The sequence below is a fragment of the Stackebrandtia sp. genome, assembly GCF_035643755.1.
GTDB lineage: Bacteria > Actinomycetota > Actinomycetes > Mycobacteriales > Micromonosporaceae > Stackebrandtia.
Window position 1 is genome coordinate 13,932 of record NZ_DASQPW010000101.1, and the last position, 18,027, is coordinate 31,958.

18 protein-coding genes are annotated in these 18,027 nt (G+C 69.6%); 4 read left to right on the top strand and 14 right to left on the bottom strand.

Translation table 11 applies throughout. The annotated features are described in order from the left end of the window. Window positions 1-192: 192 nt before the first annotated feature. Complete coding sequence (locus VE172_RS07595; RefSeq protein WP_324799385.1) at window positions 193-726, top strand: DUF6221 family protein; 534 nt, start codon at window positions 193-195, stop codon at window positions 724-726. 23 nt (window positions 727-749) lie between these two features. Here the strand turns inward: VE172_RS07595 and VE172_RS07600 are convergent, their stop codons facing one another. The 3 genes from VE172_RS07600 to VE172_RS07610 all read right to left on the bottom strand — a co-directional run bounded on the left by VE172_RS07600 (window position 750) and on the right by VE172_RS07610 (window position 2,962). Next, a complete protein-coding gene (locus tag VE172_RS07600; protein WP_324799387.1) occupies window positions 750-1,649 on the bottom strand; it encodes an amidohydrolase family protein in 900 nt (299 codons plus the stop codon). A 29-nt stretch (window positions 1,650-1,678) separates the two neighbouring features. Then, window positions 1,679-2,269, bottom strand: a complete 591-nt coding sequence (locus VE172_RS07605; protein ID WP_324799391.1) for a TMEM165/GDT1 family protein — start codon at window positions 2,267-2,269, stop codon at window positions 1,679-1,681. A gap of 339 nt (window positions 2,270-2,608) precedes the next feature. Further along, window positions 2,609-2,962 (bottom strand): MerR family transcriptional regulator, encoded by a 354-nt coding sequence (locus VE172_RS07610; RefSeq protein ID WP_324799393.1) that lies wholly within the window; start codon window positions 2,960-2,962, stop codon window positions 2,609-2,611. A 60-nt stretch (window positions 2,963-3,022) separates the two neighbouring features. Between VE172_RS07610 and VE172_RS07615 the strand changes: the two genes are divergently transcribed. Further along, window positions 3,023-3,850, top strand: a complete 828-nt coding sequence (locus VE172_RS07615) for an amidohydrolase family protein (protein WP_324799396.1) — start codon at window positions 3,023-3,025, stop codon at window positions 3,848-3,850. Between the two features lie 16 nt (window positions 3,851-3,866). Here VE172_RS07615 and VE172_RS07620 read toward each other — a convergent pair whose 3' ends face one another. Next, window positions 3,867-4,664, bottom strand: coding sequence for an SAM-dependent methyltransferase (locus VE172_RS07620; protein WP_324799399.1), 798 nt, complete (start codon window positions 4,662-4,664; stop codon window positions 3,867-3,869). 141 nt (window positions 4,665-4,805) lie between these two features. Between VE172_RS07620 and aguA the strand changes: the two genes are divergently transcribed. Both aguA and VE172_RS07630 read left to right on the top strand, forming a co-directional pair. Continuing rightward, window positions 4,806-5,903, top strand: a complete 1,098-nt coding sequence (aguA, locus tag VE172_RS07625; RefSeq protein ID WP_324799402.1) for an agmatine deiminase — start codon at window positions 4,806-4,808, stop codon at window positions 5,901-5,903. Beyond that, window positions 5,903-6,520: a VC0807 family protein gene (locus VE172_RS07630; protein ID WP_324799405.1), complete on the top strand. Its 618-nt coding sequence runs from the start codon at window positions 5,903-5,905 to the stop codon at window positions 6,518-6,520. Before aguA ends, VE172_RS07630 begins: the two co-directional genes overlap by 1 nt. On the opposite strand, the gene VE172_RS07635 is transcribed toward VE172_RS07630, so the two are convergent. The 10 genes from VE172_RS07635 to VE172_RS07680 all read right to left on the bottom strand — a co-directional run bounded on the left by VE172_RS07635 (window position 6,493) and on the right by VE172_RS07680 (window position 17,933). Then, on the bottom strand, window positions 6,493-7,731 hold the full coding sequence (locus VE172_RS07635) for an acetate/propionate family kinase (RefSeq protein WP_324799407.1): 1,239 nt from the start codon (window positions 7,729-7,731) through the stop codon (window positions 6,493-6,495). The genes VE172_RS07630 and VE172_RS07635 overlap by 28 nt on opposite strands. Next, window positions 7,728-10,103 (bottom strand): phosphoketolase family protein, encoded by a 2,376-nt coding sequence (locus tag VE172_RS07640; protein ID WP_324799409.1) that lies wholly within the window; start codon window positions 10,101-10,103, stop codon window positions 7,728-7,730. Before VE172_RS07640 ends, VE172_RS07635 begins: the two co-directional genes overlap by 4 nt. Before the next feature lie 85 nt (window positions 10,104-10,188). After that, window positions 10,189-10,875 (bottom strand): PIG-L deacetylase family protein, encoded by a 687-nt coding sequence (locus VE172_RS07645; protein ID WP_324799411.1) that lies wholly within the window; start codon window positions 10,873-10,875, stop codon window positions 10,189-10,191. A gap of 7 nt (window positions 10,876-10,882) precedes the next feature. Further along, window positions 10,883-11,755 carry a carbohydrate ABC transporter permease gene (locus VE172_RS07650; RefSeq protein WP_324799413.1) on the bottom strand — a complete coding sequence of 291 codons (873 nt, stop codon included), beginning with the start codon at window positions 11,753-11,755 and terminating at the stop codon, window positions 10,883-10,885. Next, window positions 11,752-12,672: a carbohydrate ABC transporter permease gene (locus tag VE172_RS07655; protein WP_324799416.1), complete on the bottom strand. Its 921-nt coding sequence runs from the start codon at window positions 12,670-12,672 to the stop codon at window positions 11,752-11,754. The genes VE172_RS07650 and VE172_RS07655 overlap by 4 nt, the downstream gene beginning before the upstream one ends. A 15-nt stretch (window positions 12,673-12,687) precedes the next feature. Continuing rightward, a complete protein-coding gene (locus VE172_RS07660; RefSeq protein ID WP_324799418.1) occupies window positions 12,688-13,965 on the bottom strand; it encodes an ABC transporter substrate-binding protein in 1,278 nt (425 codons plus the stop codon). Next, window positions 13,962-14,933, bottom strand: coding sequence for a GNAT family N-acetyltransferase (locus tag VE172_RS07665; protein WP_324799421.1), 972 nt, complete (start codon window positions 14,931-14,933; stop codon window positions 13,962-13,964). The genes VE172_RS07660 and VE172_RS07665 overlap by 4 nt, the downstream gene beginning before the upstream one ends. A gap of 88 nt (window positions 14,934-15,021) precedes the next feature. Continuing rightward, complete coding sequence (locus VE172_RS07670) at window positions 15,022-15,918, bottom strand: MurR/RpiR family transcriptional regulator (protein ID WP_324799423.1); 897 nt, start codon at window positions 15,916-15,918, stop codon at window positions 15,022-15,024. A gap of 22 nt (window positions 15,919-15,940) precedes the next feature. Beyond that, complete coding sequence (locus tag VE172_RS07675) at window positions 15,941-17,140, bottom strand: exo-beta-N-acetylmuramidase NamZ family protein (RefSeq protein ID WP_324799426.1); 1,200 nt, start codon at window positions 17,138-17,140, stop codon at window positions 15,941-15,943. Window positions 17,141-17,246: 106 nt separating this feature from the next. After that, window positions 17,247-17,933, bottom strand: coding sequence for a DUF998 domain-containing protein (locus VE172_RS07680; protein ID WP_324799429.1), 687 nt, complete (start codon window positions 17,931-17,933; stop codon window positions 17,247-17,249). Between the last annotated feature and the right edge of the window lie 94 nt (window positions 17,934-18,027).

The window sequence follows — 18,027 nt, forward strand, 5'->3', positions numbered from 1 at the left end:
ACATCAAATCAGTTTGATGTATTTCGGCCACGGCGGCGGGCCATCGGATCACATGAGGTTCTTTCGCAATCTGCATGTGCAAGAAACCCGACAGCAATCCCGACCGAAATGTTCCTATCCTGTTGTGTGCCAAGGGGTCTGGCAGATCAAATCGCAATATCGACAATTTCAGATTCGAGAGGACGGTGCGCCTTGAGCAAGGTAGTTGATTTCATCAAGGCCCGACTCAGCGAGGACGAGACCTGGGCGCTCGCCGCGTCCCGGCCGCCCGACGGCCTGGGCACTCAGAACTCGAGCGTGACGCCGGATCCGATACCGGGCGGGGTGCGTTGGCAGTGGCGGTACGGCAGCGAGTACCTCCCGTACAAGACGCCGCCCGAGCCGGAGCCCGGGTGCGTGACCGGGCCGGGCGAGGTGTGCTGGCTGTCCACCGTGGAGGAGTTTCCGGCGCCCGACGGCGAGGAGGGCGACACGACGCCCGGGCTTTACAGCCAGGGCATCCTGGAGATGGATCTGGAGGCGGCCGTCCACATCGCACGGCACAGTCCCAGCAGGACGATCAGCGAGGCGAAGGTCGATCGCCGGTTGTTGCAGCGCTGCATCAAGGTTCTCGACGGCGCGAGCGCCCCCAACGCTCCGGAGGTCAAGCTGGCGCTGTTCGTGATCCGGACGATCGCGACGCGGTACGCCCGCCACCCGGAGTACGACAAGTCGTGGAGGCCGTGAGCGGCGGTTTGGTTTCCCTTGTCTCACAGTCGGAAGAGGCGCGCGGCGTTGTCGCGGCACACCGCGCGCAGCCACGCCGGGCCCAGACCGGTGGACTCCAGGGCGTGCAGTGCGTGGGAGTACGGGTAGGGGATGTTGGGGAAGTCGGTGCCCAACAGGACGCGGTCGGCGAGGTCGGCCAGGCGGGGCAGGGCCCGGGCGGGGAAGGGGATGGTGGATTCGGTGAAGCGGGTGAAGGCCATCGTGGTGTCGAGCATCAGGCGGTCGTGGGTTTCGGCCAGGGCGAGGAAGTCCTCGTATTCGGGCATGCCCAGGTGGGCGACGATGAGGCGCAGGCGCCGGTGGCGGCCGAGCAGCGCGGCGATGGGTGCGGGTCCGGTGTGGGCACCGGGGACGGGGCCGGAGCCGCAGTGGATGACGACGGGGGTGTCGGCGTCGGACAGCAGTCCCCACACGGGATCCAGCGTCGGGGAGTTGGGGTCGTAGCCGCCGACCTGGAGGTGGGACTTGAAGACGCGGGCGCCCTGGGACAGGGCCCGGGTGACGTCGGAGGCGGCGGCGGGTTCGTCGAAGAAGGTGGCGGTGTGGAGGCAGTCGGGGGTGCGGGCGGCGAAGTCGGCGGACCAGTCGTTGAGCCAGCGCGCCATGCCGGGCCTGTGGGGGTACAGCATGGACGTGAAGGCGCGGACCTTGAAGGCGCGCAACCGTTCCACGAGTTCGGTCTCGCCGTGGCGGTAGGTGATGGGCCAGGCCCGGCCGACCAGGGGCCCGGCGCGGTCGAAGTACGCCCACACCTTGGCCAGCACCCGGCGGGGCATGAAGTGAGTGTGGACGTCGATGAGGTCGTCCACACCCACGCGTCGCCGGAAGGCGGCGACGGTCGCCGCCTCCGCCGCGGGGTCGGGTCCGGCTGGCGTCGTCATGGGCCCAGACTGCCACGGGGCCGCGGCGGTCAGGACGTGAGCTGCGCGATGGCGTCGACGAGCAGCCAGGCCCCGAACACGACGAACAGGGCGGCGGCGCCGTAGCGGATGATCCTGTCGGGGAGGTTCTTGCCCAACAGGCGTCCGACTCCGATGGCCAGGGCGTCGGCGGCGACCATGCCCAGTGTGGAGCCCAGCCAGGTGCCGAACCAGCCGTGGTCGGTGGCCAGGGTGATGGTGGCCAGCATCGTCTTGTCGCCGAGCTCGGCCAGGAAGAACGCGACGCCGACGGCGATGACGGCCTTCTTGTCGGTGCGTTCGGCCTTGTGCCTTTCGGCGTCGGTGAGTTCGTCGCCGCGCAGGGTCCAGGCGCCGAAGCCGAAGAAGGCCAGCGCGGCGACCAGGGATATCCAGCCCGTGGGCAGGGCGGCGCCGAGCCCGTAGCCGACCGCCACGGACACGGCGTGGACGACGGCGGTGGCGATGGTGATGCCGATCAACACCGGCAGGGGCTTGAAGCGGGTGGCGAAGGTCAGCGCCATGAGCTGGGATTTGTCGCCGAGCTCGGCGACGAAGATGACGCCGAAGCTCAGAGCCAGGGCGAAGAGGAACGCGGACATGGGGCGGATGGCCTTCCCGGTAAGCGCCTGGCCGCGACACACGGGGTGACCTCGACCCGACTGTCGACAACAGTCAAGGTCGAAGGTCTCGTCCACCCCGCGGGCGGGGCCGCATGACCGGAACCGCTCGCAAGCGGGTCAGTGTGTCGATCATGCGATTGGCGGACTACTCCCCTTCGCGTGGCCGAGTATAGTCAGCGGTCAGCGGTCAGCGGTCAGCGGTCAGCGGTCAGCGGTCAGCGGTCAGCGGTCAGCGGTCAGCGGTCAGCGGTCACAGCGACCAACGGGCAACGGGCAACGCCCAGCAGACAGCCGGCAGCGGGGCGCGGTGGCGTGGTATCAGGGGCGTTGTTCGGTGCTCGCGATCGCCTGCCGCAGGGTCCGTCTCGCGCGCGACAGGTCGTCGGCCCGCCGGTCGAGCCGGACGAGTTGGGTGCGGAGCTTGTCGACAACGCCGGGGCAGGGGCGCAGCGAGCCATCCGAGAGCCCGCAGGGCAGCAACTGTCCGATCAGGCTGGTGGGCAGTCCGGCCGCGAGCAGGGCACGGATCTGCCTGACCGTCTGTTCGGCCGCGTCGTCGTAATCGCGGTACCCGTTGGTGTGGCGCATGGATGTGAGCAGCCCGACGCGTTCGTAGTACCGCAGCAGGCGCGCGCTCGTGCCCGTGCGCCTGGCCAACTCCCCGATCAGCATCGCTCGTTTTCTCCGTTCCGTTTGACATTGCCACAGTGACAACGTTCAACACTGGGGTCCGTGGGGCATTCCGCCGCCATAGCCGATTCCGACGAGGAGAAGTCGTTGATCATCGACGCACACAGCCATGTCCACGATCCCGTACACGACCACATCGCGCTGCTGGATGAGGCGGGGGTCGAGCGCACGGTGCTGTTCGGCACCCTCCCCCACCCCGAGCGCGCCACCGACCTGGACTCGTTCCGCCGCGAGATGAGCGTGCTGGAGCGGGTGGTCGGCGGAGGGCCGCATCCGGACGGGTTTCGGTCCGCTTGGGGCCAACTCGCGGCGGCGTGCGCGGCGCACCCCGACCGCTTCATCGGTTTTGGCAAGGTCCGGCTGGATCTGCCGCCCGAGCGGATCGCCGAGGATATCGAGCGGGAACTCATCGGCCGGGGTTTTGTCGGGATTGGCGAGCTCACGCCGCCGCCCGGCAGGGCCGGCGACATCGAGCCGGTGCTGCGGGCCGCGTCGGATCACGGCGGCATGCCGGTGGTGGTGCACGGCTTCGCGCCGACCACCGCCGCCGATCTGGCCACTGTGGCCGGTCTCGCGCGGCGGCATCGGGACGTTCCCGTCGTCATCAGCCAGCTCGGCGGCCTGAACTGGTTGACCGCCATCGAGCTGGCCCGGGACAACGCGAACCTGTACCTGGATCTGTCCACCGCGAACATCATCTTCGCCGTTCGACTGGCGATCAGGGAGGTGCCCGATCGCACCATGTTCGGTTCCGACGCCCCGTACGGAGATCCGGTGCTGGCTCGGGCCACCGTCGAGCGAGTGATCCGGCCGGGCGCGGTGCGCGATCGCGTCCTCGGCGGCACGCTGGCTCGGTTGCTCGACCTTTGAGCGGGAGACCGAACCCTCAGAGCTTGCGACCCACCCCGCCGACGAGGCGGATCGTCACGTCGGGGGGCTCGCCGTCGGGGCGCCAGTCGCGGATGTCGACCAGGCCGGGGGTGAGGATCTCGAAGCCGTCGAAGTACTCGGCGACCTGCTCGGTGGAGCGGATCGCCACGGGCGGGTAGCCGGTGTCGTTGCTGCTGCGGTGGATGTTGGCGATGGCCTCGGGCGTGCTGCCGTCCCACACGTGCGAGATGGCCAGGTAGCTGCCGACGGCCATGCGGCCGCGGACGTCGCGGACGATGGCGAGGACGTCGTCGTGCTCGCGCACGGTTTGCAGGACGCTGATGAACAGCACGGCCACGGGCCGGGTCAGGTCGATGTTGCCGGTCAGTTCGGGGTCGGTGAAGACCCGGTCGGGGTGGCGGACGTCGGCCTCGATGGTGCCCAGGCCCGGCGCGGTGGTGCGCAGCGCCCGGCTGTGGGCGGCGACCACGGAATCGTTGTCCACGTATACGACCCGGGCGCCCGGCACCTCGGCGCGGGCGGTGTCGTGGATGCTGGGGGGCGTGGTCGGGATGCCGCTGCCCATGTCGACGTACTGGCCGATCCCCTCGGCGGCGACGCATTCGGTGACCCGCTTGCCGAACTCGCGGTTCATCAGGGCGGTGTCGCGGATCTCGGGCGACACCTCCATCAGCTTCTTGGCCATGGTGCGGTCGGACGCGAAATTATCCTTGCCGCCCAACAGAAAGTCATATACGCGCGCCACACTCGGGACGCTCGCGTCGACCCCGGGGACCGTCGCCTCATCGCTCATGTCCGCATTGTATCGACACGGCGTCCCGTCTCCCATCCTCCATTGCGGAGTCAGGGGCGCGGGGCCCGCCGCCGAGTTTTATAGCCATGGTGTGCTAAATTGTTTTTAGCATGACTATGCTAGATAAATGGGAGGACGACCATGAGCCAAACGCCGAACGGCACGCCCCGCGCCGACGGGTTCCGCATGCCCGCCGAATGGGAGCCGCACGAACAGTGCTGGCTGATCTGGCCCGAGAACGGCTACGCCTGGCGCGAGGGCGCCCGGCCCGCCCAGCGCGCGCTCGCCGAGCTGGCCAACGCGATCGCCGAGACGGGCGAGCAGGTGACCGTGACCGCGACGGGCCCGGCCTACCCGCACGCGCGGACGCTGCTGAGCGATCGGGTGAGGCTGCTGACCATGGACGTCGTGCTGGGGTGGGCGCGCGACATCGCGCCGACCTTCGTCGTCGACGACGAAGGGAGGCGGCGCGCGGTGGCCTGGCGGTTCAACGGTTACGGCCAGCTCTACCCCCACTGGCAGCGCGACTCCCAGTACGCTTTCAAGGTCATGGACGCCGAGCGGACCGCGGGTTACGTCGCGCCGCTCGTCGTCGAGGGCGGGGGGTTCCATGTGGACGGCGAGGGGACGTGTCTGGTCACGGCCGAGACGCTGCTGGACCCCGCGCGCAACCCCGGCCTCGGCACCGACGCGATCGACGCCGAGCTGGGCCGATACCTCGGCGCGGATACGGTGATCTGGCTGGAACGCGGGCTCACCCACGACGAGACCAAGGGCCACATCGACAACATGGCGTGCTTCACCGCGCCCGGCGAGGTATGTCTGTCGTGGACGGACGACGAGTCCGACCCACAGTACGAGCGCGGCGCCGAAGCCCTGGCGCGCCTGGAGTCGGCGACCGACGCCCGCGGCAGATCGCTGACGGTGCACAAGCTTCCGCTACCCGGGCCGCTGTCGTCCACGGAGGAAGAGGACCGCACCGTCGATCAGATCGTGCCGCGCCCGTACGGCGGTCACCGGCTGCCCGCGTCCTACACCAACTTCTACGTCGCCAACGGGCACGTCTTCGCTCCCCTGCTCGACCCCGAGCGGGACGACGAGGCGCACAAGATCCTCGGAGAGCTGTTCGCCGATCGGGAGGTCGTCGGGCTCGCCACCCGCGAGCTGCTGCTGGGCGGCGGGAACATTCACTGTGCCACGCAACAGATCCCGATGCCGCGGGTGCGGGGTGAGGCCTGATGGAGGCGTCGAAACGCTCGCGGATTATCAGCGTCGCGATAGACGTGGCGCTGTCGCCCGCCGTGTTCTACGGTCTGACGATCGCGGGATTCGGCACGGCCACCGCGCTGATCGGGGCCACCGCGACCGCGGGGCTGCGGCTGGCGTACACGGTGATCCGCAGCCGGAAACTGGACGGGTTGGCGTGCTTCATGGTCGCCATGTACGGGCTGATGCTGCTGATGGTCGTGCTGACGCGCGACGAGCGCCTGCTGCTGTCGCGCGACCCGTTGACCAGCGGGATAGCGGGGCTGGCGTTTCTGGCCAGCTGCGCGACCTCCACCCCCGCCACCGCCTACATCGGACGGCGGCTGCACGGCAAGGTGCCCGACGACCCTACGGCCCTGCGCGACAGCCGCGTGCAGACGTTCGTGTGGGGCGCGGCGTTGACGGCCGAGGCGGGGGTGCGGATGGCGATGATCTTCGTGCTGCCCGTCACGGTGACGGCGGGGGTGTCGCCCATCATCGAGCTCGCGGTGATCGCGGTCGTCGCGGGCTGGAACCTTTGGTACCGAAAGAATCTGCGCAGGCGATCGGTGCGGTCGGCGGCTCAGTCGGCCAACGCGGCGCGGGTCTGACGCGCGATCTCGAGGTCCTCCCGCGCGGTCACGACCACGCTCGACACTCGCGCGTCGGCGGCGGAGATGACGGCGTCTTTCGGGGCCGCGGCGTTGGCGTCGTCGTCGACGGCGACCCCGAGGTACGCCAGGCCCGCGGCGGTCGCCGCGCGGACGCGGGGCTGATGCTCGCCGACGCCACCGGTGAACACCAGGACATCGAGCCCGCCGAGCGCGGCGGTCATCGCGGCGATGTCGGCGCGCAGGCGATGCAGGTACACCTCGATGGCCAGGGCGCACGCGTCGTCCCCGTCGTCGGCGGCGGCGTACACGTCGCGCAGATCACCGCCCACACCCGACAGTCCCGCCAGGCCCGACTCCCGCTCCAAGATCCCACCCAGCTCGCCGACCGACAGTCCACCGTGCTCCAACAGCCACAGCACCAGCCCGGGATCGAGGCTGCCGCACCGCGTCGCCATCACCAGCCCCTCCAGCGGCGTGAAACCCATGGTGGTGTCCCGCGAGCGCCCCTGGCGCACGGCGGCCAGCGACGCCCCCGCCCCCAGGTGGCAGGTGACGACCCGCGCCGACGACGGCGCCCCCGCCAGGGCCAACGCCCGCCGCGCGGCGTAGGCATGCGACAGCCCGTGAAACCCGAAGCGCCGCAATCCGAAGCGCTCTCGCAGCCTCGACGGCAACGCCACGGTGGAGGCGGGGGCGGGCAGGTCGGCGTGAAAGGTGGTGTCGAAGCACGCCACGGCGGGGACATCGGGCAGCAGCCGGTTCAACGCCCGAATCGCGGACAGCGCCCGCGGTTGATGCAGCGGCGCCAGCTCGGTGAGCGCGGTGAGCTCGTCGACGACGGCGTCGTCGAGTCCGCCGCCGCCGTGCCCGCGTTCGGGTCCGACGGGTGCGGCTCCCCCTCCCGCGCCGCCGACCGGGTGGAGGACCGCGGTGGAACCGCGATTCACGTCGGGTGCCTCGGCCGGGGAACCGTCGCGCGCGCCGTCGACGGTGATCCTGGTAGCGGCGCGGAATCGGTTGCCGCCGTGGACGACCCGATGCCCCACGGCGTCGACGGCGCCCGCGTCGCGGACGAACGCGGTGAGCTCGTCGCCCGACGCGTCGCCCGACCAGCGCTCCAGGTCGAGCGTGGACTCGACGGCGTCGGTGTCGCCGAGGACCCGCAGTTTCAGGCTGGACGAGCCGGCGTTGACCACCAGCACCCTCATCCCGGCCAGCTCCAGTCGCGCACCTCGGGAAGGTCCTCGCCGTGTTCGCGGACCCAGGCGCGGTGGCGGACGCGTTGGTCCTGCATCGCCTGGCGGACGCGGGCGGCGCGCGGGGCCAGTCCGTCGACGCGGTCGATGACGTCGCAGACCAGCTGGAAGCGGTCCATGTCGTTGCGCACCAACATGTCGAAGGGCGTCGTCGTGCTGCCCTCCTCCTTATAACCGCGGACGTGAAGGTTGTCGTGGCCGCCGCGACGGTAGGTGAGGCGGTGGATCAGCCAGGGGTAGCCGTGGTAGGCGAAGATCACGGGGCGGTCGGTGGTGAACAGGGTGTCGTACTCGTGGTCGGTCATGCCGTGCGGGTGCTCGGAGGCGGATTGCAGCCGCATCAGGTCGACCACGTTGACCACGCGCACCCGCAGGGCCGGAAGATGTTGTCGCAGCAGCGAAGCCGCCGCGAGCACCTCCAGGGTCGGCGCGTCGCCCGCGCAGGCCAGCACGACGTCGGGCTCCACCTCGTCGGTCTCGGTTCCCGCCCAGTCCCAGATGCCCGCGCCGCGCGTGCAGTGCAGGACGGCCGACTCCATGTCGAGCCAGTTGGGCGAGGCGTTCTTACCCGCCACGATCACGTTGACGTATCCCTTGCTGCGCAACACATGGTCGGCGGTGGACAGCAGCGTGTTGGTGTCGGGCGGCAGGTACACGCGGATGACGTCGGCCTTCTTGTTGACCACGTGGTCGATGAAGCCCGGGTCCTGATGCGAGAATCCATTGTGGTCTTGACGCCAGACGTGCGAGGTGAGCAGATAGTTCAGCGAGGCGATCGGGCGGCGCCACGGGATGTCGCGGGTCACCTTGAGCCACTTGGCGTGCTGGTTGAACATCGAGTCGACGATGTGCACGAACGCCTCGTAACACGACAACAGGCCGTGGCGCCCCGTCAGCAGGTAGCCCTCGAGCCAGCCCTGACACAGGTGCTCCGACAGCACCTCGTGGACACGGCCGTCGGTGGCCAGGTGCTCGTCGGTGTCGAGCGTGCGCGACTGCCAGTTCTTGGCGGTGACCTCGTACACCGCGTCCAGCCGGTTGGAGGCGGTCTCGTCGGGGCCGAAGAGCCGGAAGTTGTGGCTGGAGGCGTTGGCGCCCATGATGTCCCGCAGGAAGCGCCCCAGGACGCGGGTGGGCTCGGCGAGGGTGGCACCGGGCTCGTCCACGGCCTCGGCATAGCCGCGGAAGTCGGGCATGGTGAGCTCGCGCAGCAGCAGCCCGCCGTTGGCGTGCGGGTTGGCGCCCATGCGGCGCTCCTCGTCGGGCGCCTGCTCCACCAGCTCGCGCGTCGGGCGGCCCTGACCGTCGAAGAGCTCGTCGGGTCGGTAGGAGCGCATCCACGCCTCGAGCTGCCGCAGGTGCTCGGGGTTGTCGCGCACCTCGGCCAGCGGCACCTGGTGGGCGCGCCAGGTGCCCTCCACGGGCACGCCGTCGACCACGGCGGGGCCCGTCCATCCCTTGGGGCTGCGCAGGACGATCATGGGCCACCGTGGACGGTCGCGGTCGCCCGACTCGCGGGCGGCGCGCTGGATGCGGCGGATCTCGGCGAGGACGGCGTCCACCGTGGCGGCCATCAACTGGTGCATGGCCTCGGGCTCGTGGCCCTCCACATAGTACGGAACGTGGCCGTACCCGCGCAGCAGCGCGTCCAGCTCGTCGGCGGGCATGCGCCCCAGCACCGTCGGGTTGGCGATCTTGTAACCGTTGAGGTGCAGGATGGGCAGCACCGCGCCGTCGCCGACGGGGTCGGCGAACTTGTTGGCGTGCCAGCTGGTGGCCAGCGGCCCCGTCTCGGCCTCGCCGTCGCCCACCACGCAGGCCACGACCAGGTCGGGGTTGTCGAACGCCGCGCCGTACGCGTGCGCCAGCGAATACCCCAGCTCGCCGCCCTCGTGGATGGAGCCGGGCACCTCGGGGGCGACGTGGCTGGGCACCCCGCCGGGAAAGGAAAACTGGCGAAACAGGATCCGCATGCCCTCGGCGTCCCTGGCCACCCGCGGATACGCCCGGGTGTAGCTGCCCTCCAGCCACGTGTTGGCGTACAGCGCGGGACCGCCGTGGCCGGGCCCGATCACGTACATTATGTCGACGTCGTGCGCCCGGATCGCGCGGTTCAGGTGCGCGTAGCAGAAGTTCAGCCCCGGAGTGGTTCCCCAGTGCCCCAACAGCCGCGGCTTGATGTGCGTGGGCGCCAACGGTTCGGACAGCAGGGGGTTGTCCATCAGGTAGATCTGCCCGACCGACAGGTAGTTGGCGGCCCGCCAGTAGGCGTCGACGGCGCGCAACCGCGACGAATCCAGCGGCGCCTGATCCAGGTTCGACATGTCGTGGCCCTCATCCCGGTCTGACTGCCCGCCAGGCTAGTGGCCGCGCCCGCCGCTCGAGGCCGATCGGGCAAAACGATAGGGCTCAGAGTTTCTCGAGCCCCGGCGCCTCCTTGTCGGCGAAGGCGCAGGCGCGCTTCACTCCCGCCAGACAGCCCTTGGAGCGCATCAGGCCCGAGTAGTAGTCGATGTACATGAAGCCGTACGTCTCGCCGCGCGCGAAGGCGTGCACCTGAATGGACTCGTGCCACAGTGTGAATGCCTCGTCGGGGATCTCGACGTACGACCTGGCGGCGAAGTTCTCCTGGTCCTCCCAGTTCTCGGCGTACACGAAACGCTTGACGCCGTGGCGGGGCAGGTCGTGCTTCATGGGCAGGCCCGCGTAGAAGCGCGCCTGTTCGGCGATGGTGGAGGCGTGGCGGTGGTCGGAGTGGATGGAGTCGTTCCAGTGGGCGATCACGACGTCGGGTTTCATGTCGCGGATGATGTCGGCGACCTCCAGCTGGGTCTTCTGATCGGACTCCAGGAAGCCGTCGGAGTGGTCCAGCACCTTGAATTCCGAGCCGAGGCGTTCGGCGAAGGTCTTGCCCTCCTTGATCTTCTGCTTCTTGTACTCGTGGGGCGACAGCTTGGGGTGGCCGCGCTCGCCGGGGGTCAGCGCGAGGAAGCACGTGCGGTGTCCGGCCAGGGATGCCTTGGCCAGCAAGGGTCCGGCGGTCAGGTCCATGTCGCCGATGTGGGCGCCGATGGCCAGGTACGTCTTCTTGCTCATGTGGACCTCACTTCATGCCGCTGAGCATCATGCCGCGGACGTAGTACTTCTGGAACAACAGGAAAACCAACAGCACGGGGACGGTGCTGATCACCAGCCCGGCCATCACCAGGGGCTGGGTGCGGGTGGGGTCGAGCTGGCTTTGCAACAGCTGGATGCCGACGGGAAGGGTCATCAGGTCGGGGTTGACGGTGGAGATCATCAGCGGCCAGATGTATTCGTTCCACACGCCGACGAAGGTCAACAGCCCCAAGGTGATGAGCGCGGGCTTGGTCTGCGGGACGACGACGCTCCACCAGGTGCGCCACTCCCCCGCCCCGTCCATGCGGGCGGCCTCCAGGACCTCGTCGGGAATGGACACGATGAACTGTCGCATCAGGAATATGCCGAAGCCCGACACCAGGAACGGCAGGAACAGCGCGCCGTAGGTGGTCATCAGGCCGCCGTAGCCGTCGCGGCCCGCAAGGTCGTTGCCGCCGACGCCGGGCCAGTGCGCCAGGATCAGGAAGTCGGGGATCAGGAACAGGAACGGCGGGAACATCATGGTGGCCAGCACGAAGCGAAACAGCGCCGCCCGGCCCTTGAAGCGCAGCTTCGCCAGGGCGTATCCGGCCATGCTGGAGGTGATGAGGACCGACAGCACGCACACCGCGGTCATCAAGACGCTGTTGAAGAACAGCTTCGGCATGTCCAATTGGGAGAACGCGTCGGCGTAGTTCCTGGTGTCGAAGGAGCCGGGCAGGAACTGGTACGGCAGCATGCCGAACTCGCCGGGTTTCTTGAACGACGTGAAGAACATGTCGGCGAACGGCAGCACCATGAGCACCGCGCCGCCGATCACCAGCAGGTACGAAAACCACGGAACCTTGCGGGGCTTCACGATGTCTCCTCTCCCTTGCGGCGGAAGATCCACAGCTGCGCCAGGGTGATGACGAAGATGACGACGAACAGCACCAGCGCCATGGCGCTGGCCACGCCCCACACCCCGAACTTGAACGCCTGCTGATAGATCTCGAATCCGGCCACGTTGGTGGCGTTGGCGGGGCCGCCTTGGGTCATGACCATGATGAGCGCGAAGGACTGGAGGCCGGCGATGAACTGGGTGATGAGCACGAACAGCAGGGTGGGGCGCAGCAGCGGCACGGTGATGTGCCAAAAGGACGTCCAGGCGTTGGTGCCGTCCAGCGCGCCCGCCTCGTAGTAGGCCTCGGGGATGGCCTTGAGACCGGCGGTGAGGATCAGGATCGCCGCGCCCACCGAGGTCCACGCCTGCACCACGATCACCGATGGCATGGCGGTGGAGGTGTCGGACAGGAACTTGACCGAGCCGATGCCCACCGCGTTGAGGAGGCCGTTGATGAGCCCGCTGCCGGGTTGATAGAGGTATTTCCAGACGTTGCCGACGGCGACGACCGTGGTCACCATCGGCAGGAAGTAGAGGGTGCGCCACAGCCCCTGGAACCTCAGGCGCGTGATGGCATGGGCCAGCGCGACCGACGCGATCAGGGCCAGGGCCACCGCGCCGAAGGCGAACAGCAGGGTGTTGGCGAGGATCGGCACCAGGAACGATCCGGTGGGCTTGAGGATCTTGGCGAAGTTGTCGGTACCTGAGAAGCGGATGCGGCCGAGGTCGAAGCCGCCCCATGACGCCAGGGCCAGCGCGATGGCGAACAGCAGCGGCAGCACCAGGAAGACCGCGAAGAACAGCAGCGACGGGGACAGGAACGCCCAGGCGGCGCGGCTCTGGTGCTTGCGGGCCTTGGCGAGCGAGCCGCGGGCGGTGAGGGTCGGGGTCATGGGCGAACCGTCCTGTCAGTGCCGGGGCAGGGTGGCGTCGGCTTCGGCGGCGGCGGACGACAGCGCCGCGTCCACCGTTTCCTCGCCGGACCACACCGACTGGATGCTGCCTTGCAGCGCGGTCTTCATCTGTTGCCCGCCTTGGGGATTGGCCTCGGGAAGCGCGTAGTCGAGGGCGTCCACGAAGGGCGTGTAGTTGGGGTCGTCGACGGCCAGGGCCCGGCTGTCGGAGACGCGGCCGGAGATGGTGCCGACGGAGAACTGCAGGGCGCCCATGCGGGTGGCGCCGTGGGCGGCGGGCTCGGCGTTGAGCCAGCGCAGGAACTCCCAGGCCTGCTTCTTGTGGTGGCTTCGGGCGTTGACGCCGGAGAAGAAGCTGTAGGCGACCGAGCCGCGGTCGCCGAGGCGCGGGCCGGGGATCGGCGCCACCCCGATGTCCTTGTAGGACTTTCCCATCACGGCCTTGAGGCTGCCGATCATGTACCCGGCGTTGATGGTCATGGCGACCCGTCCGCTGGGAAACGCCTTGGCCACGTCGATGCCGGGATCGGCGGAGCCGTCGTCGATGAGCCGCTTCTCCAGCGACAGCGCCTTCTCGCCCGCTTCGGAGTCGAAGGCGGCGCGGCCGTGGTCGGTCATGTACCGGCCGCCGGCCGATTGCAGCAGGCTGGCGAAGGGGTGGACGACGGCGGTGTCGTTGAATCCCGCGGTGAGGCCGAATCCGGCGACGTCGAGGTTGCCGCTGGAGTCGTGGGTGGACGTCTTGCGGGAGATCTCCCTCAGCTCGTCCCAGGTCTTCGGCGGGTGTTTGACGCCGGCGGCGGCCAGCAGCTTCTTGTTGTAGAACAGGGCGTAGGTCTGCATCTCGGTCGGGTAGCCCAGCACGCGATCGCCGACGCTGACGGTCTTGGCGGCCGCCGGGGAATAGTGTTCGCGGATGTCGCTGGCCACATCGGACGGTGGCGTGTCGAGCACGTCGGCGGCGGCGAGCTGCCCGCCCCACAGGCTGTAGGCGTTGATGATGTCGGGGCCCTGGCCCGCGGTCTGGCGGGCGGTGATGGTCTGCAACAGGTCGTCGTAGAACACCGTCTGGGTCTCGACCTGGGCGTCGGGATGCGTGCCGTTCCACTTGTCCACCAGCTTCTTCAGCTCGGACTTCTGCGGCTGGCTGCCGTAGTGGGTGAGGATGGTGATGGTGTCGGAGGGGCCGTCGCGGAAGCTTCCGGTGGCGCACGCCGAGGCGGTCACGAGCACCGCGCAGGCCAGGGCGAGGGCCCGCAGCGTGGTTCTCACGGTTCCTCCTTTCGCGGCGCCGGCTCGGCGCGCATGATGTCGAAGCGGCGGGTGGTGGTGAACCCGGTCTTGCGGTACAGGTGCCCGGCGGGGGTGTCCTCGCCGGTCCACAGGAACCAGGCGTGGTGGGCGCCCAGGGCGCGCATGCGTTCCAGGCACAGGTGCAGCAGCGCCTCGCCGAGGCCCAGGCCGCGGCGCTCGGTCACCACGCCGAAGGGCCCGAAGCGGTCGATCACCGATTCGTACGCCGCGCACATGCCCCAGCCGATGATCCGGCGGTCGGGGTCACGGGCGACGATGACGCGGTCGAGCGGCAGCCCGGCCGCGGCGGTCTCGCGGATGGCGCGGCCCCAGTCGGCGTTGAAGTGGTCGGCGGCCAGCCGGACCAGCGGCACCAGTTCGTCGGCGGTGGGGCTGGAGAGGACGTAGCCCTGGGCGTTGAGCTCGGCGATCCGCTCGTGCACCGGCGTGGGCACCAGGTGGTCGGCGATGGGCAGGTCCATGGCCGAGGCCCGGTAGAGGGTGCGAAACCCTTGCGAGGCGAGCAGTTTCGCCGCCTCGGGGTATCGCTGTGCGTCCAGGCCGGGCAGGATGTAGTTCGGGGTGTAGGACGAGAAGTCCACTTCGGTGCGTCCGTGGGCGCGCAGCCAGTCCAGCGCCTCGGTCAGCAGCCGACGCCCGACGCCGCGGCGGCGGTGCGCGGGATCGACGAAGAAGAAGGGGATCCAGCCGCGCGCGGGCTCCAGGTCGTCGCCGACCATGGCGACGGTGCGGCGCACCGCGTACGCCGCGCCGATCACCGTGTCGCCGTCCCACGCGATCCTCAGGCCCTCGGGGTCGAAGTTGGCGTCCAGCAGCACCAGGGAGCGGAAGCGGTCGGCGGTGATCGGATCCCCCGGCGCGGCGCGGGTCCACGCGTCGACCAGCGCGTCGGCGCAACCAACCCGAAAGCCTGTGCTCGACACCATGGGGGCTCCTCGTGATCATGCGGCGATGGGTTGGAAAACTACCAACACGCTGAGCCCGCGTCAATAATTGTCCTAGAGCGTGGACGCCCTAGGGGCGGTCTCCACCGTGGACGGTGTCGTGGGTGGCGGTGAGGGCCCGCACGGCGGCGTCGTAGGAGCGTTGCGCCACACCGAGAAACACGCAGTCCACCACGGCCAGTTGCGCCAGCCGGCTGGCCATGGCACCGGAGCGGAAGCGGGACTCGCGCACCCGGGTGGTGAGCACCAGGTCGGCCTGTTCGGTGAGCGGCGACGGCGAGACGTTGACCACGGCGATGGTGCGGGCGCCGTGTTCGCGCGCCACGCGCAGGCACTCCACGATCTCGGTGGTCTGGCCGGAGTGGGACAGGCCGACGGCGACGTCGTCGGGGGTCAGCAGGGCCGCCGAACCCAGGGCCAGGTGGGAGTCGGGGATGGCCAGGGCCATGCGGTCGATGCGCAGCAGCTTGTGTTGCAGGTCCTGGGCGGCGAAGGCGCTGGCGCCCAGGCCGAAGAGGCTGATGCGGCGGGCGGAGGCCACCGCGTCGATCACCCGTTCCAGGGCGTCCAGGTCGAGGCGCTCGACGGTCTCCTCGATGGCGCGCACGTCGGCGAAGGCCACCTTGCGCACCAGCTGTTCCAGGGTGTCGTCGCGGTCGATGTCGGTGCCCGGCGCCACGGTGCCGCCGGTGCGGGCCAGGTCGCCGCCGAGCTCGGTGGCGATGGCCAGGCGCAGGTCGGGGTAGCCGCGAAAGCCCGCGCGGCGGCAGAAGCGCACCACGGTGGTCTCGGAGGTCCGGCCCGCGGCGGCCAGCTCGGTGATCGATGTGGACATCACCATGCGCGGCGACTCCACGATCGCCCCGGCGACGCGGCGTTCGGCGGGCGCCAGGCTCGGCGCCAGGTCGCGGAGGCGCTGAATCACGCTGTCGGTGCGCAGGTGCCGGCTCGAGTCGACTGTGTCCATGTTCGTTTCGCCCCTGAAGTTCCTATGTGTACAGAAGGACGCCCGCGCCCGCCCAGTCGCGCGGTCCGTCCATCCTGGTCGATTCGGCAAGCGCCGTCGGGTCGGCGCCGTCGTCGAGGGTGCGGCGCAGCTCGTCGCCGCCCCACAGCAGGTCGATGGGGTGGCGATGCCCGGCGTGTTCGGCGCCGTCGTCGTAGGCGCGCCAGCCGAAGTCCCCGGGGTACAAGGTTCGCAGGCTGTGCAGCATGGCCAGCGCGCAGGCCACCGGGGCGAAGGCCGCGCGGTCGGTGACGTGCACCTGGACGCCGCGCACGGTGGCGCCCGCGTGCTTGTGGAAGGTGGGCGCGAAGGACGCGTCGCGGAAGCGGACGCCGGGGAGGTGCCGCGCGTTGAGGTCCCGCGCCCACCGTCCGTCCACGTAGGGCGCACCGATGAGTTCGAAGGGGCGGGTGGTGCCGCGCCCCTCCGACAGGTTGGTGCCCTCGAACAGTCCCGTGCCCGGGTACACCAGCGCGCTGTCCAGTGTGGGCATGTTCACCGAGGGCATCACCCAGGCCAGGCCCGTGTCGTCGGCGTACATGCCGCGGTTCCAGCCGGTCAGCTCGACCACGTCGAGCTCGCACGCGCGCCCGGCCTCGGCGGCGACGGCGGTGGCGTTGAGGAAGCGGGCCAGCTCGCCGACGGTCAGCCCGTGCCGCAGCGGGATCGCGGCCCGGCCCACGAAGCTGGCGAAGGCGGGGTCCAGCAGCGGCCCCTCGGCGGCCAGGCCGCCGATCGGGTTGGGGCGGTCCAACACGACGAAGCGCACGCCGACGCGCGCGGCGCTGACCAGCAGGTCGTACATGGTCCAGATGTAGGTGTAGAACCGCGAACCGATGTCCTGCAGGTCGTACAGCAGCACGTCCACATTCGAACGCTCGAGCAGGGAGTCGAGCGCGGGACCGTTGAGCCGATAGGTGTCGTACAGCGGCAGCCCGCTGTCGGCGTCGCGCTCGTCGGGCTCGCTCTCGCCCGCCTGGGTGGTGCCGCGCAGGCCGTGTTCGGGCCCGAACAGCGCCGCGATCGGCACTCCCGCGGCCAGCAGGGCCCGCGCCGTGGTGTCGAGATCGGCGGTCACGCCCGTGTAGTTGGTGACCAGGCCGACGCGGTCGCCCTTGACCAGGCTCGGATCGGCCCGCGCCCGGTCGGCACCGGTGCGGGTCGCGGCGGTGGAGTGGTTCACGGCGTCCCTTTCGCTGACGGCGTCGCGCGCGTTGAAAAATTACCTACGACCATATAGTGCCGTCAATAAAAAACCAGCGCGCGCCCATCATGCGGACGCCCCCGTCCTAGCGCAGGAATCGGTCGGGGCGCGGAACGGTGCGGTACAAGTGAACCGAGGTGGCCGCCAGCCACGCCCAGGCCACCACGACGGTGGCCCACAGCCCGACGATGCCCGCCAGATTGCTCGACAGCGCGGCACCGCCGAGGAACCCGACGATCACGACGACGGCGCTGAGGCGCGAGTACGCCGCCCAGCCGCGCGCCCCGTTCCGGGCCTGCCAGGCCGCGACCACGAGGGCGGCGGAGGCGATGAGCAGGAACCCGATCCCGCCCGAGGCCAGGTGGACCATGCCGTGCGCCGACGGCCCGGTTGCCTTGGCACCCGGCGGAAAGCCGCCCATCGGGTCGGGCGGAAAGCTGCCGCCGACGATCAGGCACGCGCCGTAGGCCGCGACCAGCCCGCCTCCCCAACCGGCCGCGCGGGACGGCCGCATGGCGCGGATGAATCCCCAGCCCGCCACCGCCGCCATCGCTCCACTCAGGATCAGGTTGGTGGCCTGGGCCCAACCCAGATGCCCGAGCATGAGCAGGCTGAGCTGGTGTTCGCCGAAGTCGAAGCCGTCGCGGGTGAGGCCCAGGACGATGCCCACGACGAGGTAGAAGACCCCCGCCACCACCCCCCAGCCCAGCATCGACCGCGTGACGGCCGCCGGTGTGTCGAATTCGCCCTGTCTGTCGGTGGTGTCGTTCATCGGCCCGCGCTTCCTCAAGGGATTACTATTGCACTCATCAGGGCAATAGTACACCCATCGGTGCATTAGTACACTGACCGGTACTCCACCCGGT